At 66.2% G+C, this 15,069-nt stretch carries 13 protein-coding genes; 6 read left to right on the forward strand and 7 right to left on the reverse strand.

The features are described 5' to 3' along the window. Positions 1-40: 40 nt before the first annotated feature. Entirely contained in the window at positions 41-847 is an 807-nt protein-coding gene (locus tag EPAKOI_RS23795; protein WP_124686691.1) for an IclR family transcriptional regulator, read from the reverse strand. A 169-nt stretch (positions 848-1,016) separates the two neighbouring features. Here EPAKOI_RS23795 and EPAKOI_RS23800 point away from each other — a divergent pair, with 169 nt between their 5' ends. The 3 genes from EPAKOI_RS23800 to EPAKOI_RS23810 all read left to right on the forward strand — a co-directional run bounded on the left by EPAKOI_RS23800 (position 1,017) and on the right by EPAKOI_RS23810 (position 3,623). After that, positions 1,017-1,709: a TetR/AcrR family transcriptional regulator gene (locus EPAKOI_RS23800; protein ID WP_124685519.1), complete on the forward strand. Its 693-nt coding sequence runs from the start codon at positions 1,017-1,019 to the stop codon at positions 1,707-1,709. 97 nt (positions 1,710-1,806) lie between these two features. Next, positions 1,807-2,805 (forward strand): Bug family tripartite tricarboxylate transporter substrate binding protein, encoded by a 999-nt coding sequence (locus tag EPAKOI_RS23805; RefSeq protein WP_423193882.1) that lies wholly within the window; start codon positions 1,807-1,809, stop codon positions 2,803-2,805. 143 nt (positions 2,806-2,948) lie between these two features. After that, on the forward strand, positions 2,949-3,623 hold the full coding sequence (locus EPAKOI_RS23810; protein WP_423193883.1) for a histidine phosphatase family protein: 675 nt from the start codon (positions 2,949-2,951) through the stop codon (positions 3,621-3,623). 9 nt (positions 3,624-3,632) lie between these two features. Here EPAKOI_RS23810 and EPAKOI_RS23815 read toward each other — a convergent pair whose 3' ends face one another. From EPAKOI_RS23815 to EPAKOI_RS23825, 3 genes are all read right to left on the reverse strand, one after another. Then, positions 3,633-4,259, reverse strand: coding sequence for a LysE family translocator (locus tag EPAKOI_RS23815; protein WP_423193884.1), 627 nt, complete (start codon positions 4,257-4,259; stop codon positions 3,633-3,635). Positions 4,260-4,313: 54 nt separating this feature from the next. Further along, complete coding sequence (locus EPAKOI_RS23820; RefSeq protein WP_124685523.1) at positions 4,314-4,595, reverse strand: DUF7696 family protein; 282 nt, start codon at positions 4,593-4,595, stop codon at positions 4,314-4,316. A 274-nt stretch (positions 4,596-4,869) separates the two neighbouring features. After that, on the reverse strand, positions 4,870-5,280 hold the full coding sequence (locus EPAKOI_RS23825; RefSeq protein WP_313839185.1) for a hypothetical protein: 411 nt from the start codon (positions 5,278-5,280) through the stop codon (positions 4,870-4,872). Positions 5,281-5,581: 301 nt separating this feature from the next. On the opposite strand from EPAKOI_RS23825, the gene EPAKOI_RS23830 reads away from it, so the two are divergent. Beyond that, on the forward strand, positions 5,582-7,891 hold the full coding sequence (locus EPAKOI_RS23830) for a mechanosensitive ion channel family protein (protein WP_423193885.1): 2,310 nt from the start codon (positions 5,582-5,584) through the stop codon (positions 7,889-7,891). Positions 7,892-8,268: 377 nt separating this feature from the next. Beyond that, the gene (locus tag EPAKOI_RS23835; RefSeq protein ID WP_423193886.1) at positions 8,269-9,420 is read left to right on the forward strand and encodes a helix-turn-helix transcriptional regulator; all 1,152 of its coding nucleotides are present in this window, start codon (positions 8,269-8,271) and stop codon (positions 9,418-9,420) included. Between the two features lie 68 nt (positions 9,421-9,488). Here the strand turns inward: EPAKOI_RS23835 and EPAKOI_RS23840 are convergent, their stop codons facing one another. From EPAKOI_RS23840 to EPAKOI_RS23850, 3 genes are all read right to left on the reverse strand, one after another. Continuing rightward, on the reverse strand, positions 9,489-11,027 hold the full coding sequence (locus EPAKOI_RS23840) for a SpoVR family protein (protein ID WP_124685526.1): 1,539 nt from the start codon (positions 11,025-11,027) through the stop codon (positions 9,489-9,491). A gap of 19 nt (positions 11,028-11,046) precedes the next feature. After that, positions 11,047-12,309: a YeaH/YhbH family protein gene (locus EPAKOI_RS23845; protein ID WP_124685527.1), complete on the reverse strand. Its 1,263-nt coding sequence runs from the start codon at positions 12,307-12,309 to the stop codon at positions 11,047-11,049. A gap of 69 nt (positions 12,310-12,378) precedes the next feature. Beyond that, positions 12,379-14,301, reverse strand: coding sequence for a PrkA family serine protein kinase (locus tag EPAKOI_RS23850; RefSeq protein WP_124685528.1), 1,923 nt, complete (start codon positions 14,299-14,301; stop codon positions 12,379-12,381). Between the two features lie 398 nt (positions 14,302-14,699). Between EPAKOI_RS23850 and EPAKOI_RS23855 the strand changes: the two genes are divergently transcribed. Next, positions 14,700-15,059 (forward strand): hypothetical protein, encoded by a 360-nt coding sequence (locus tag EPAKOI_RS23855; RefSeq protein WP_423193887.1) that lies wholly within the window; start codon positions 14,700-14,702, stop codon positions 15,057-15,059. Positions 15,060-15,069 lie beyond the last annotated feature (10 nt).

Raw genomic sequence — 15,069 nt, forward strand, 5'->3', positions numbered from 1 at the left:
GCGTTCTGTCCATGCGGGCGTACCGGGCCCGCGCCGGCGGCTAGCGTCCCACGCCAGCCATGTTTTCGATCGACCGCACCATCTCGCGCAGCAGCGGCGCCACGCGCTTTTCCATCATGCCGCGCCGTACCCGCAGGCCCGGGATGGCGCAGTTGAACAGCAGCGGCCGGTTCAGGTAGGTGATGCGCGAATAGACGCCCACGCCGTGGATGCCCTCGCCGGCGTCGCCCTCGTTCAGCGTGAAGCCGCGCTTGGGGTAATGGGCGACGTTGTGGCACACGGTGTCGTAGCAGACGGCGAACTCGTCGGGCCGTTCGGTGCGCGCCTGCATCATCAGTTGCTCGAACTCGCGCTTGGACAGCGTGCACAGGAACGCCCGCCCCATTGCCGTGGTCATCACGGACCGCACCGCGCCCACCGCCGGCCGCGCCGAGGTGCCTTCCAGGTGCGTGCACGATTCCAGGTACGTCACGTCCAGCCGGTGGGCCACGCCCAGCGACACGGCGCCTTCCACCTCGTTGGCCAGCGCCTGCATCAGCGGGCGCGCCAGGTGCCGCACCGGCAGCCCGGCCAGGTACGGATAGCCCAGCGCCAGCACCTGCGCGCCGACGAAGTACTTGTCGAGCTTTGGGTCCCAGTCCAGGTAGCCCAGTTCGAACAGCGTGCGGCAGATGCGCGACACCGTGGCGCGCGGCAGTTGCAGCCGCTGCGACAGCTCGCCGTTGCCCAGCGGGCGCGGATCGTCGACAAAGCAGCGCAGCAGCGCAAACCCCTTGGCCAGCAGCCCGCCGAACGAAGGATCTTCGCGGCGGCGTTCGGCAATGAATTGTTCGACCGGGGTGTTCATGGGCATGTCGTCTCCTGATTCCAGTGTGGGCGCCTGCCGGCAATAGTGTCAAAAAGTGGAATCAATTTCCAGATATTGGAAATCAGGCGCGTAAACCCTGACTTGACGGCATTCCGGGGCCAAAAGTAAGGTGCAAAACCGAATCCGAATTCGAATACGGAAATGCACCATGCAAGCAGCCTCGCCCCAAAGTGCCGACAACGCCGCCCCCGCCGCGGCCACCGGCTTTCCGCAAGTTGACACGACGTCGATCCTCCAGCCGCCGCGCCAGCGCCGCGCCCGCGAGACCGAGCACGCGCTGCTGTCGGCGGGCCGCCAGTTGCTGGCCGAGCGCGATTTCACGGCGGTGTCGGTGGCGCAGATCGCGGCCGCCTGCCAGGTGTCGGTGGGCGCGTTCTACGGCCGCTTCCGCGACAAGATGGCGTACTTCGACGCGCTGCGGGCGTCCGTGATGGCCGAATCCGACGAGTCGGTGGCGCGCTACATGGCCGAGCACCGCTGGCAGGAGGCGCCGGCGCGCCAGATCATCGAGAAGACCATGCGCTTCATGGTCAACGGCTGCCGCAACAACCGCGGCATCATCCGCGCGTCGCTCAAGCACGCCACGACCCATCCCGAGCAATGGCTGCCACACCAGCAGAACGGCCAGGCGCTGATCGAGCGGCTGGTGACGCTGCTGGTGCCCCGGCTGGCCGGCCCGGCCGACGAGGCCGAGCTGCGCGTGCGGTTTGCCATGCAGATGGTGTTCGGCATGCTGGTCAACGCGGTGCTGAACAACCCCGGCCCGCTGAGGCTGGACGACGAGCGCCTGCCCGTGGAGATGGCACGCATCGTCAGCGGCTACCTGGGCATCGACAACTGAAGCGTTTGATCCCTCGCCCGACACCCACCAACCGCCCGCACAGCCGCAGCCAAAAGCGGCACGCCTGACAGGCCGGGCTCCAAAGAGGAGACACACCATGAAGCAATCCACGCCGCCCCGCCGGCGGTGGGCGACACGCGTTGCCTGCGCGGCGCTGTCGCTGCTGCCGTTCGCGGCATCGGCCCAGGGCGACTACCCGACCAAGCCGGTCCGGCTGGTGGTGCCCTACCCGGCCGGCGGGCTGACCGACACGCTGGCACGCCAGGTGGCCGACGGGCTGTCCAAGCGGCTGGGCCAGCCCGTGGTGGTGGAAAACAAGAGCGGCGCGGGCGGCATCATCGGCACGGATTTCGTCGCCAAGTCGGCGCCGGACGGCTACACGCTGCTGATGACGATTCCGGGCCCGATCACGGCCAACCTGGCGCTCTACAAGAAGCTGCCGTACGACCCGCGCACCGACCTGCGGCCGATCTCGGACGTGGCCCTGGCGCGCACGGTGCTGGCCGTCAACAGCAGCGTGCCGGTCAAGACGGTCAACGAACTGCTGGCCTACGCAAAGAAGGAACCCGGCAAGCTGCGCATGGGCTCTTGGGGGCCCGGCACCCAGCCGCACACGATCCAGGCGTACATGGACAAGACCTACGGCGTCGACATCCTGCATGTGCCCTACCGTGGCGAGGGGCCGATGGTCAGCGACCTGCTGGCCGGGCAGGTCAACGTGACGATCGGGTCGATCACCACGCTGCGCCAGCACCTGGCCACCGGCAAGCTGCGTCCGCTGGCCGTGGCCGGCACCACGCGCGCCAGGGCGCTGCCCGACGTGCCGACGTTTGCCGAAGCCGGCTATGGCGACGCGGCGTACAAGATCGTCGGCCCGACCACGCTGCTGGCGCCGGCCAAGACGCCCGACGCGGTGATCGAACGGCTGGGCCGCGAGGTGTCCGCGCTGATTCGCACGCCGGAGATGCAGGCCAGAATCGACGAGATGGGCGCCGAGCCGGTGGGCAACACGCCGGCCGAGGCCGAGCGCGCGTACAAGGCCTACCTGCCGGTGGTGCTGAAGCTGACCGCCGACACCGGCGTGACGCTGGACTGACTTTCGCCCCGCCCGGCCTGGCGCGCCGCTGCTCGGCATGCAGCGAAACCATGGCCGTCATGAATTCCGGCGGGGCCTGCTGGCTCCGCCGGAATGGCCCGATCTAGAATCGCGGCATTCCTTCCCCACGCCCCCACCCGATCATGGCCACGCTCTTCCTCGTCCGTCACGGACAAGCCTCCTTTGGCGCCGCCAACTACGACTGCCTGTCGGACGTCGGCCGCCAGCAGGCACGCTGGCTCGGGGAGTATTTCCGGGACCGCGGGCTGCAGTTCCGGCGCGTGGTGGCCGGGTCGCTGGTGCGCCAGCAGGACACGGCCGCCGAAATCCTGGCCGGGATGGGCGCCAGCGGCGTCGCCGTGGAGACCCACGCCGGCCTGAACGAGTACGACGGCGAATCGCTCTACCGCAGCTTTACGAACGGCGCCGACCATCGCGCCCACCAGAACGGCGACTACCAGGACTACTGGCGCACGTTCCGGGCCGCGTTTGCGGCGTGGACACAGGACGGGCTGCCCGGCATGCCCGAGACCTGGGCGGCGTTTGGCGCCCGCATGCAGGCGGCGCTGGCCACGGCCACCGAGGGCGCCGCGCGCGAGGATGCCCTGCTGGTGGTGAGTTCGGGCGGCGCGATTGGCCGGGCTATTGCCGACCTGCTCGGCGCGCCCACGCAGACGGCCATCGAGCTGAACCTGCAGTTCCGCAACACCGGCTTCTGCGAACTGATTGTGGGACGCGGCACGCAGCGGCTGCTGAGCTTCAACAATGTGCCGCACCTGGAACACCCGGAACGGCGCCGCGCCATCACGTTTGCCTGAACGGCGGCGCTAGCGCTGGGACAGCACCAGCCGGCCGGCCAGCGCCAGGAACACCGTGCCCGCGAACCAGTTGACCGCCCGCTGCACGCGCGCCGAGCGCATCAGCACGCGGCCAAACACGCCCGAAAACCACGCGATCGACCCGAACACGAGCAGCGTGGCCACTATGAACACGAAGCCCAGCACCATGAGCTGGACCGCCACGTGGCCCTGTTGCGGGTTGACGAACTGCGGCAGGAAGGCCAGGAAGAAGACCACGACCTTGGGATTGGTCAGGTTCATGACCACGCCGCGCAGATACATGTTGCGGACCGGCCGGGCGGCGTGCCCGGGCGTGCCGACCTGCCCGACCGGTGCCCGGAACGCCTGCCAGGCGAGATAGACCAGGTAGAGCGCCCCGGCGACCTTCAGGATCGTGAACGCCACGGCCGACGCCGCCAGCAGCGCGGCCAGCCCCACCGCCACCACGGCCGTATGCACCAGCAACCCGGTGCACAGGCCCAGCACCACGGTCAGCCCGGCGCGCGTGCCGTGCATGGCCGATTGCAGCAGCACGAAGATGTTGTCCGGCCCCGGCGCCAGGCTCAGCAACAGGGCGATTCCCAGGAATGGCAGCAGCGTCTCGATCGGCGGCATGGCGGCTCCGGCGGCAAAGCCGCCATGGTAGCCCAATGCCGCCGGTCCAGCGCCTCAGCGCAGGCGCGCGATGGCTTCGGCGCGGATCGACTCGGCCTTGGCCTTCAGCCGCAGCGCCACGTCGGCGCCGCGCTCGTTGGCCACGCGCTCGATGAAGGCGTGGCGCAGCACGTCGTTCAGCGTCGCCACGTGCGACGCCTCGCAGAACATCTTCCACGCCATCGGCTGGCCGGCATAGTCTGCGCGACGGCCAAGCATGGCGGCGTCGATGGCCGCGACGATGGCGGCATCGCGGACGATCACATCATGGACGGAGGCAGCGAGGTTCTGGAACATGGTGGTCTCCCGGTCGGCAAGTCTGGCGCAACGGTGGCGCCGCGTTTGCCGGGATAGTCTGCAAACGACATGCCAATATCGGCACGCGCCGCGCGTTGCCATACCCCCGTTTCAATCGGCCGGCCGCCAGCCCGCGCCAGGCGGACGTTCCACGCCGCGTTACCCCACTTCAGTCGGGCGCAAAACAGTGCCGGACGGGCCGGTCGGCACGCGCTCCGCCAACAAAAAGGCGTTACGGGTTACGTAACGCCTTGCGGGATGCGGGTGACATCGATCATGCACGGGCGCCGTCGAGGTACGGGTCGAAGCTGCGGGCCGGTTCGGCCGACACCCCGACGCGATCGCGGCCGGCCACGAAGCGGGCGCCATCGGTATAGGGATCGGCGTTGCGGGCGCCGTCCAGGTACGGATCGGCCGTGCGGCCCGGGGCAGCCGACACGCCTGCCCTGTCGAGGCCGGCTACCGTGCGGGCGCCGTCCGTGAAGGCGTCGGGCTTGCCGGTGCGGGCGCCGTCCGTGAAGGCGTCGTGCGTCCGGAAGCCGTAACCGTACGTGTCGGCCGAGGCCGTCGTGCGGAACGTGTAGCCATACTTGTCTGCGGAAACCGTCTCGGCCTGGGCGGCGCCCAGCGCGGCCAGCGACAGAACCAGGGTCGATGCAATCTTGAGGGCGGTGGTCTTGGTCATGATTTCTCTCCGAATTCGATCAAAAATTTGTTCAGTTGTTGTGAATGGTCCCGGCTGCTTCGCTGCTTGTCTGCCTGGCCGGGTTCAGCGTTGCGCGCTGTCCATGAACAGAACTATAGGCTTCGGCCCCGGCCTGTAAGTGACGCATTCGCGGACGAGTTATTCAAATTTTTTGATTTTCGTTGCCGGGCCGCGAAAGCGCTCCCGAGCCGACTTGCTGCAGCCGGCATGGCCAATGCGCTACAGTGACGCGCATGCTGGCTATCTGACGGCGACATCCACCGCCCGCGCCCCTTTCTTCATGCATTGCTTGCGCCCCCGTCCACTGGTTCTGGCCTGGTTCCAAGCCCTGTGCCTGATGCTGCTGCTCAGCGGCACGGCATGGGGCGCCGGCTCGCCCCTGCTCAACGCCGTCAAGGCCCCGGCCAACGGCGCCGCCTCTGCGCCCCCGGCCAGCGCCGCGCTGGCCAAGTCCCTGGACCAGGTCATCGGCACGCTGCAGAACGATGCCGAACGCCAGGCGCTGGTGGCGCAGTTGCAGACGCTGCGCCAGGGGCTGGACGCGTCGGCACCAGCCGCGGCCGCCAGCGAGCCGGCTACCGGTCTGATCGGCGCCGTCGCCCAGGCGCTGCAGGAAATCGACAATGGCCCGCACAAGGATCGCGGGCCATGGCAGTACTGGCGCTGGCGCATGCGGTTTGCCGGCGAGGAGCTGCGCGAGGCCGTGACGGTTGGCCAGACGCGCGCCGCGATGGAGTCGTGGCGCGAGTTCGGCATCGTGCTGGCGGGATGGGCGCTCACGGGCTGGCTGCTGTTCGAGCTGTCGCGGCGGCTCCATCGCAGCCGCATCCGGCCCAAGCGCTCCACGGCGCTGCCGGTGGTGCCGTCCTGGGTGGATGTCGGCATCTATTTCCTGCGGCGGATCGGGCCGTGGATCGCGGCCTTCGCGCTGACCATACTGCTGGCCTACAAGGTCTTCGGCCGCACGCCCGCGAGCATGGGCGCGGTGCTGGTGGCCTATGCCATCCTGGCCGGCGCGCTGATGTCGGCGGTCTGCCAGGTCATCTTCGCGCTGTTCCAGTCCGGCCATCGCAAGCACGCGGTGCGCGACCTGCTGCTCCATTCGCCGATGCTGCTGTTCGTGACCGGCGCGCTGGCCGCGCTGGGCGAGGCCAATAACGACACGCGCGTGATTGCGGCGCTGGGCGTGAACCTGTCGGCGCTGATCAGCACCTTTGCCAATATCCTGGCCGCCATGCTGATCGGCGTGTTCGCCGTGCGGTTCCGGCGGGCCATCGGCCAGCTCATCGCATTCCGGCCGTTCGCGTTCCGGCAGGAACACCCGGCGCTGATGGAGCTGCTGCGCATGGCCGGACAGGCGTGGTACCTGCCGATGCTGGCCGTGGTGGCGGCGTCCGTCATCGGCACGGTCATGGCCACCGGCCGGGCCGACGAATTCCTGCGGCGCGCCGTGGTCACCGTAGCGCTGTTCGTGGCGGCCATTCTGCTGACGCTGGTGGCGGGCCGCTCGCCCAAGGCCACCGTACGGGCGCCCCGGCTGCGTGACCGCCGCCGCTCGGCCTACCTGCAGCGCTTTGCCCGCTTTGGCGTGGCGCTGATGCGCGTGGTGATCTGGCTGGCGTTCCTGGAATTCAATGCACGTATCTGGGGCACGTCGCTGATCCAGCTTGCCGATTCGACCGTGCTGGGCCGGCACATCACCGAGTCCGTGCTGAGCGTGATTGGCGTGGTGCTGCTGGCGTGGCTGGTGTGGCTGGTCATCGATACGGCCATCACGCAGTCCCTGACGCCGTCGTCCACGCGCGCCGCGCAGCCGAGCATGCGGGCCAAGACCATCCTGCCGCTGGTGCGCAATGCGTCGTTCGTGGCGCTGCTGGTGGTGGCGATGATCGCGGTGCTGGCCAACCTGGGCGTCAACGTCACGCCGCTGCTGGCCGGCGCCGGCGTGGTCGGCCTGGCCATCGGCTTTGGCGCGCAAAGCCTGGTGCAGGACCTGATCACCGGGCTGTTCATCGTCATCGAGGATTCCATCGCGATCGGCGACTCGATCGAACTGCCCAACCACGCCGGCGTGGTGGAGGGCATGACCATCCGCACCGTGCGGCTGCGCGACGGCAAAGGCGCGCTGCACACGCTGCCGTACAGCCAGATCAAGGCGGTGAAGAACCTGTCGCGCGACTATGCGTTCGCGGTGTTCAACATCTCCATTGCCTACCAGAGCGACTTCGACCGCGCGCTGGAGATCATCCGCGAGACCGGCGCCGAGGTGGCCCGCGACCACCGCTATTCGCGCAACCTGCTGTCCGGGCTGGACATCCTGGGGCTGGACCGCTTCGATCCGAACGGCCAGGTCGTGCTGGCCCAGTTCAAGACCCGGCCGCTGACGCAGGCCGAGATCTCGCGCGCGTTCAACGCCCGGCTCAAGCGCAATTTTGACGCCGAGGGCATCCGCATGGCGGCGCCGTACGTGACCGTGCAGGTCGATGGCGGCAATGGCGCGGCCGCTCAGGCCGCCGCCGAAGCGGGCCTGAGCGCGGTGGCTGGCGCGGGCGCCGAACTCGTCACCTCGGCTCAGGGAAGACCACGATGACGGTCGGCCAATGTGCCGGGCGATGCGCGCCACGGCGTCCGTTGTCGCATTTGCGCAATGCGGACGCCGGCCCGGGGCGCCGAATCGTTTGAAATACGCGGGTCACGGCATTACTATCTCGGCCATCTGTCGCAGCGGCTCTCGCCGCCACGCCGGACGGCCGGAAAGGCAGGCGTGGCGCCGCAATGCCGGACATGCCCCCTCCCTTGGCGGGATATTCCCCCGGCCAGTTCATGCGCGATCATCGTTGCACGGACGGCCGTCGTGGAGGCGATCCCGGACAACGGGAGCACGGCACTGTCACCACAACAAAAGAAGGGTCGCGCACCGACGCAGCGGCCTTGAGGAAAAGGCGTTTGCCACCGGGGAAAAAAGAAATGGGCGAACACTTGTCTGCCGACGACGTCTTCGATCGTCTGGTCGATCGCATCTATGAGTCCGCCATGGACGTGGCCGCCATGCCGGCCGCCCTGGACCTGTTTTCCCACTACACGTGTTCCGCCAGCCCGAGCTACCTGATATGGGACAAGCTCGCCGGGCAGGCCCGCCTGGGCGTCACGCGCCACGGCTGCTATACCAGCGCCGGCAACATGCCCGAAAGCATGCGCACGCTGCCCTCGCACGCCGCCATCGCCCCGCGCGCCACCGCCGGGATGCTCGTCGACCCCCATCCCGCCGACGCCGTGCCGTTCGACTGCAACGGGCTGGCCCATGGCATCCGGCTGTTCGATACCCATGACGTTTGCGTCTGGATGAGCGCCACGCCCGGCTGCGACGACTGCCACGGCCTGGACTGCAACCGCCGCGTGGCGCAGGTCATGCCCCACTGGGCGCGCGCGGCGCGCATGCAGCATCGCAACTTCGAACTGAGCGGCCTGGCGTCCCTGGGCCTGGCCGGGCTGGACACGCTCGACTTTGGCGTCATGGCCCTGCAGGCCGACATGCGCGTGCGCTACGCCAATAGCTGGGCCGAGGCGCTGGTGCAGGCCGACGCCAACCTGGCGCTCGACAACGGCGTACTGTGCGCCCAGCCCGAATCGCTGCAGGCCACGCTGCGCAAGCTGCTGGACAACGCCGTGCACGGCGGCCGCCATGGCGGCGCCGCGGCGGGGTCGTGGATGCACATCACCTCGGGCGGCCAGCCGGTGCCGATCATCGTCATGCCGCTGGTGTCGCGCCAGCCCGTGGAGGGGCCGTGGCAATTGCCGATGGCGATGATGCTGCTCGGCAACTCGGAGTCGCGCTCGGTGCTTGACGCCGGCGTGCTGACGTCGCTGTTCGGGCTGTCGCGCAAGGAAAGCATCATCGCGATCCGCCTGGCGGCCGGCGAAACGCTCAACGAGATCGCCGAACGCGAATTCCTGTCGCCGCACACCGTGCGCGTGCATATCCGCGATACGCTGCGCAAGACCGGCACGCACCGCCAGTCGGAACTGGTACGGCTGCTGCATCTGCTGCCTGGCGTGGATCTGGAACGGGCGGGCGCATGCTCGACGGCAAGGCCGCGGGGACAGGAGCGGGGGCGGTAACGGGCTCCGTTACCGTTTCGATGCTTTCTCCCCTCTCCCACAAATGGGAGAAGGGAGCAAACCTACCTCTACGCCGCCTTCCGATGCTGGTGGTGCCGGCGTTCCGGCTTGCACTCGTACTTGAGTTCGCGCCGGCCATCTTCGTAAACCACTTCCAGCCGCACCGTGAAGCCCCACAGGCGGGTCACGTGCCGCACCACTTCATCAAAGTTCTGTGCCAGCGGACGGCGGTCCTGCTGCAGGTGCCGCAGCGTCAGCGAGCGATCGCCGCCGATGTCGACGTTGGTCACCTGGATGTTCGGCTCCATGTTCGACAGGTCGTACTGCGTGGCCAGCAGGCGGCGGATCTCGCGGTAGCCTTCGTCGTCATGGATCGCCGTCACGCGGAGCTTGCCCTCGCGGTCGTCGTCCAGCACCGAGAACAGCTTCAGCTCGCGGATCACGCGCGGTGACAGGAACTGCAGCAGGAAGCTCTCGTCCTTGAAGTTGCGCATCGCAAAGTCGAGCGTCTCGCGCCAGTCGCTGCCGGCAATCTCGGGCGCCCAGCGGCGGTCTTCCTCGGTGGGGTCCTCGCACATGCGGCGCAGGTCCTGGAACATCAGGAAACCCACCGTGTACGGGTTCAGCCCGCTGTAGTACGGGCTGTGGTACGGCGGCTGGTAGATGACGTTGGTGTGGGCCTGCAGCAGCTCCAGCATGAATGCATCGTTGACCAGCTTTTCCTCGTAGAGCTTGTTGATGATCGTGTAGTGCCAGAACGTGGCCCAGCCTTCGTTCATCACCTTGGTCTGGCGCTGCGGATAGAAATACTGCGCGATCTTGCGCACGATCCGAACGATCTCGCGCTGCCACGGCTGCAGCTTGGGCGCGTTCTTCTCGATGAAGTACAGCAGGTTCTCCTGCGGCTCGGGCGGGAAGCTGGCCTCCATTTCCGCCGCTTCCTCCTCCTCGCGCAGCGCGTGGGGGCGGTGCTTGGGCAGGGTGCGCCAGAGGTCGTTCACCTGCATCTGCAGGTAGTTCTCGCGCTCGGCCTGGCGGGCCTGCTCCTCGGTGATCGACAGCTTCTTGGGCCGCTTGTAGCGGTCCACGCCGTAGTTCTGCAGCGCGTGGCAGGAATCCAGCAGCAGTTCCACTTCCTGCTCGCCGTAGCGCTGCTCGCACTCGGCCACGTAGTTCTTGGCGAACAGCAGGTAGTCGATGATGGCGTCCGCATTGGTCCACGTGCGGAACAGGTAGTTGCCCTTGAAGAACGAGTTGTGGCCGTAGCAGGCATGCGCGATCGTCAGCGCCTGCATCGGCATCGTGTTCTCCTCCATCAGGTAGGCGATGCACGGGTTCGAGTTGATGACGATCTCGTAGGCCAGCCCCATGTAGCCGCGCTGGTAGCTGCGCTCCGACGACAGGAAGTGCTTGCCGTACGACCAGTGGTTGTAGCCCACCGGCAGCCCGGCCGACGCGTAGGCGTCCAGCATCTGCTCCGCCGTGATGATCTCGATCTGGTTCGGATAGGTATCCAGGCCGAATTCGCCGGCGATGCGGGCGATCTCCCGGTCATAACGCTGGATCAGCTCGAAGGTCCACTCCGAGCCCGTCGATAGATAAGCCATGGACTTCCCCAGTGACGTGTCACGCCGCGCGCTTCTGGAAGAGGTCGTGCAGGACGGGGTAGATCTCGTCGGCACCGATGATGCGCTGCATCGCAAAGTGCTCGAACTGGCTCTTTACCGTCAGGTACTCCTCCCACAGGTTCTGCGGTTCCTCCGATGCAACTTCCACATACGCGTAGTACTGCACCAGCGGCAGGATCGACTCGCGCAGCAGCCTGCCGCACAGTTCGGAATCGCCGGCCCAGTTGTCGCCGTCCGACGCCTGGGCGCAATAGATGTTCCACTGGCTCGGCGGATAGCGGTCGTGGATCACTTCCACCATCAGCTTCAGCGCGCTCGAAACCACGGTACCACCGGACTCCCGCGAATGGAAGAAATCTTCCTCGTCCACTTCCTTCGCCACCGTGTGGTGCCGGATGAAGATGACGTCGATGCGCTCGTAGTTCCGCTTCAGGAACAGGTACAGCAGCATGAAGAAGCGCTTGGCCAGGTCCTTGCGGCTTTCGTCCATCGACCCCGACACGTCCATCAGGCAGAACATCACCGCCTGGGCCTGGGGCCGCTTCTTGAGCACACGGTTGTTGTAGCGCAGGTCCAGTTTCTCGATGAAGGGCACGCGGTCCACCTGCGCGCGCAGGTGCCGCATCTTTTCCATCAGCGCCTCGGCGCGTTCGGAGTACGGGCCCTCCTTCTCCAGCACCTCGCCGTACTCGGCTTCCAGTTCGTGCAGGCGCTTCATGTAGGGGCTCGACAGCGCGATGCGCCGCCCCAGCGAGCTGCGCATCGTGCGCAGGATCGACAGGTTCGAGGGCGTGCCGTCGATGGAGTAGCCGGCGCGCACCTTGCGCACCTCGGCAATCTTGGCAAGGTGGCGCTTGGCCAGGTCCGGCAGCGCCATGTCCTCGAAGAAGAAGTTCAGGAAGTCCTCGCGCGACAGCGTGAAGACGAACTCATCCTCGCCCTCGCCGCTGTCGCTGGCACGCGACCCGGTCCCACCACTGCCCTGCTGCTGGCGGTCGAAGCTGTCACCCTTGACGAACTTCTTGTTGCCCGGGTGGATCCACTCCCGCTTGCCGCCCTGGCCGTGATGGAAAATCGGCTCGGAGATGTCCTTGACCGGAATGGACACCTGCCCGCTCTGTTCGATGTCCATGATCTTCCGGCCGGACACCGCCTTCGCCACCGCTTGCCGGATCTGCTCGCGGTAGCGCTTGATGAAGCGTTGCTGATTGACGGCGCTTTTATTGCCGCCGTTCTCGCGCCGATCGATGACCGTAGCCATATGCCGTTCGCCCGCCTGTTAAGACGCCAGAAAAGTCAGCGCCGTGGAAAAAGACCGCGTCCGGTGTGATTACGACGATTTCCTGACGCGCAGATACCACTCCACCAGAAGCCGAACCTGCTTGGGTGTATAGCCTTTCTCAACCATGCGGTTGACGAAGTTCTCGTGCTTGTCCTGGTCCTCCCGCGACGACTTCGCGTTGAACGAGATCACCGGCAGCAGGTCCTCCGTGGTGGAGAACATGCGCTTCTCGATCACCATCCGCAGCTTCTCGTAGCTGGTCCAGACCGGGTTCTTGCCTCCATTGTTGGCACGCGCCCGCAGCACGAAGTTGACGATCTCGTTGCGGAAGTCCTTAGGGTTCGAGATGCCCGCCGGCTTCTCCACCTTTTCGAGCTCGTCGTTCAGTGCGTTGCGGTCAAGGATTTCACCGGTGTTCGGATCGCGGTACTCCTGGTCCTGGATCCACAGGTCGGCAAACACCACGTAGCGGTCGAATATGTTCTGCCCGTACTCGGAATACGACTCCAGGTACGCCGTCTGGATCTCCTTGCCGATGAACTCCACATAAGGCGTGGTCAGGTACTCCTTGATGTACGACATCAGCTTGGCTTCCTGCTCCGGCGGAAACTGCTCGCGCTCGATCTGCTGTTCGAGCACGTAGAGCAGGTGCACCGGATTGGCGGCCACCTCGGTGTTGTCGAAGTTGAAGACTTTGGACAGCACCTTGAACGCGAAGCGCGTGGACAACCCGTTCATGCCCTCGTCGATGCCGGCGTAGTCGCGGTACTCCTGGTACGACTTGGCCTTCGGGTCCACATCCTTGAGGCTTTCGCCGTCGTAGACGCGCATCTTCGAGAAGATGTTCGAGTTCTCGGGCTCCTTGATCCGCGTGAGCACCGCGAACTGCGCCATCATCTTCAGCGTGTTCGGGGCGTTGGGCGCGGCCGACAGCGAACTGCTGCGCAGCAGCTTGTCGTAGATCTTCACCTCGTCGGACACGCGCAGGCAGTACGGCACCTTGACGATGTAGATCCGGTCCAGGAATGCCTCGTTGTTCTTGTCCGCCTTGAACGTCTGCCATTCGGCCTCGTTCGAGTGGGCCAGGATGACGCCATCGAACGGAATCGCGCCAAAGCCTTCCGTGCCCTTGTAGTTGCCTTCCTGCGTGGCGGTCAGCAGCGGGTGCAGCACCTTGATCGGTGCCTTGAACATTTCCACGAACTCCAGCAGGCCGCGGTTGGCCAGGCAGAGCCCGCCCGAATACGAGTACGCGTCCGGATCGTCCTGCGGAAAGTCTTCCAGCTTGCGGATGTCGACCTTGCCCACCAGCGACGAGATGTCCTGGTTGTTTTCGTCGCCCGGCTCGGTCTTGGAGATGGCAATCTGCGCCAGCACCGACGGCCGCAGCTTCACCACGCGGAACTTGGTGATGTCCCCGTTGAACTCGTGCAGCCGCTTGACGGCCCACGGCGACGGGATGGTATTCAGGTAGCGGATGGGAATGCCATAGTCTTCCTCCATGATCTTGCCGTCCTCCTCCGGAGAGAAGAGGCCGAGCGGCGATTCATGGATGGGCGAGCCCTTCAGTGCGTAGATGGGAATCTCTTCCATCAGCGCCTTGAGCTTCTCGGCCAGCGACGACTTGCCGCCTCCGGGAGGCCCCAGCAGATAGAGGATCTGCTTGCGCTCTTCCAGGCCCTGCGCCGCGTGCTTGAAGAACGAGACGATCTGCTCGATCGTGTCCTCCATGCCATAGAAGTCGCGGAACGCCGGGTAGACCCGGATCACCTTGTTGAAGAACAGTCGGGACAGGCGCGGATCGTGGTGGGTGTCCACCAGTTCGGGCTGTCCGATTGCGGCGAGCATGCGTTCGGCAGCGGTCGCGTAGGCAGTAGGATCCTTCTTGCAGATCTCCAGGTACTCCTGGATGCTGTATTCCTCTTCCTTGCGAGCTTCGAAGCGCGTGGCGTAGTGGCCAAAAATGTCCATACCTCACTCCCGTCAGAGTCCCACGTCCGAGGCGAAGGTAGTTCTACTCCCCTAAGATCTTCGCGGCAACTTTGCTGGTCCACCACCCCGGCCTGGTGGAGTTGCCAAGTTGCGAAGTCTTTACTTCATCATAGTCAAATAACGGCGAACGTGAATCCGGAGTTGACCGCTTCTGTTGCCGGTCGGTTCGGTCGCCGACACGCACGCTCATGACATGCACGCCGTTCACCGAACCCTCGCGTCATCACCCCGCTGCGACGGGCCATTGACCATGCTTGTGACACACATTACACCTTAAGCGCGGATGATGCACAGCGTGTTGTGTAACGGCCCATCAAATCCGGAAACATCTGACAGCAACTGTCGGCTGCGCTCCTACAGTCAGCGCGGCGCGATGCATGAACGCGGCCGCCGCCGGCATCGTGCAAACGCATGATTTCCCCCGCTTTTCGCATATCGAAGCGCGCGCCGCGCATGCACGGCGAGCCAGCGTCGCTGGCATGTTCGCCGCCGCCCCATCATGCACGCATGACCCTGTGCGCGACATGGAAAGTCTGCCGGACTGCAACGTCGCCGCCGGCGTCATCGCGGCATGCGACCCGATGCCGCACGCGCGGCGCGTCGCACCAGCACTGTCGGCGCGAGAGTGCCAGCCCGCGTCACGCACATTGCCGGGCGCGCGCATGCACCGCCATGCGTCCCGGCCCGCCACGCCGCACAGTCGAGGTGCGCGGGACCGGCGCCAAACGCCTGGCTGACATCACGAAA

Source organism: Cupriavidus sp. H18C2, assembly GCF_049393795.1.
GTDB lineage: Bacteria > Pseudomonadota > Gammaproteobacteria > Burkholderiales > Burkholderiaceae > Cupriavidus > Cupriavidus pauculus_C.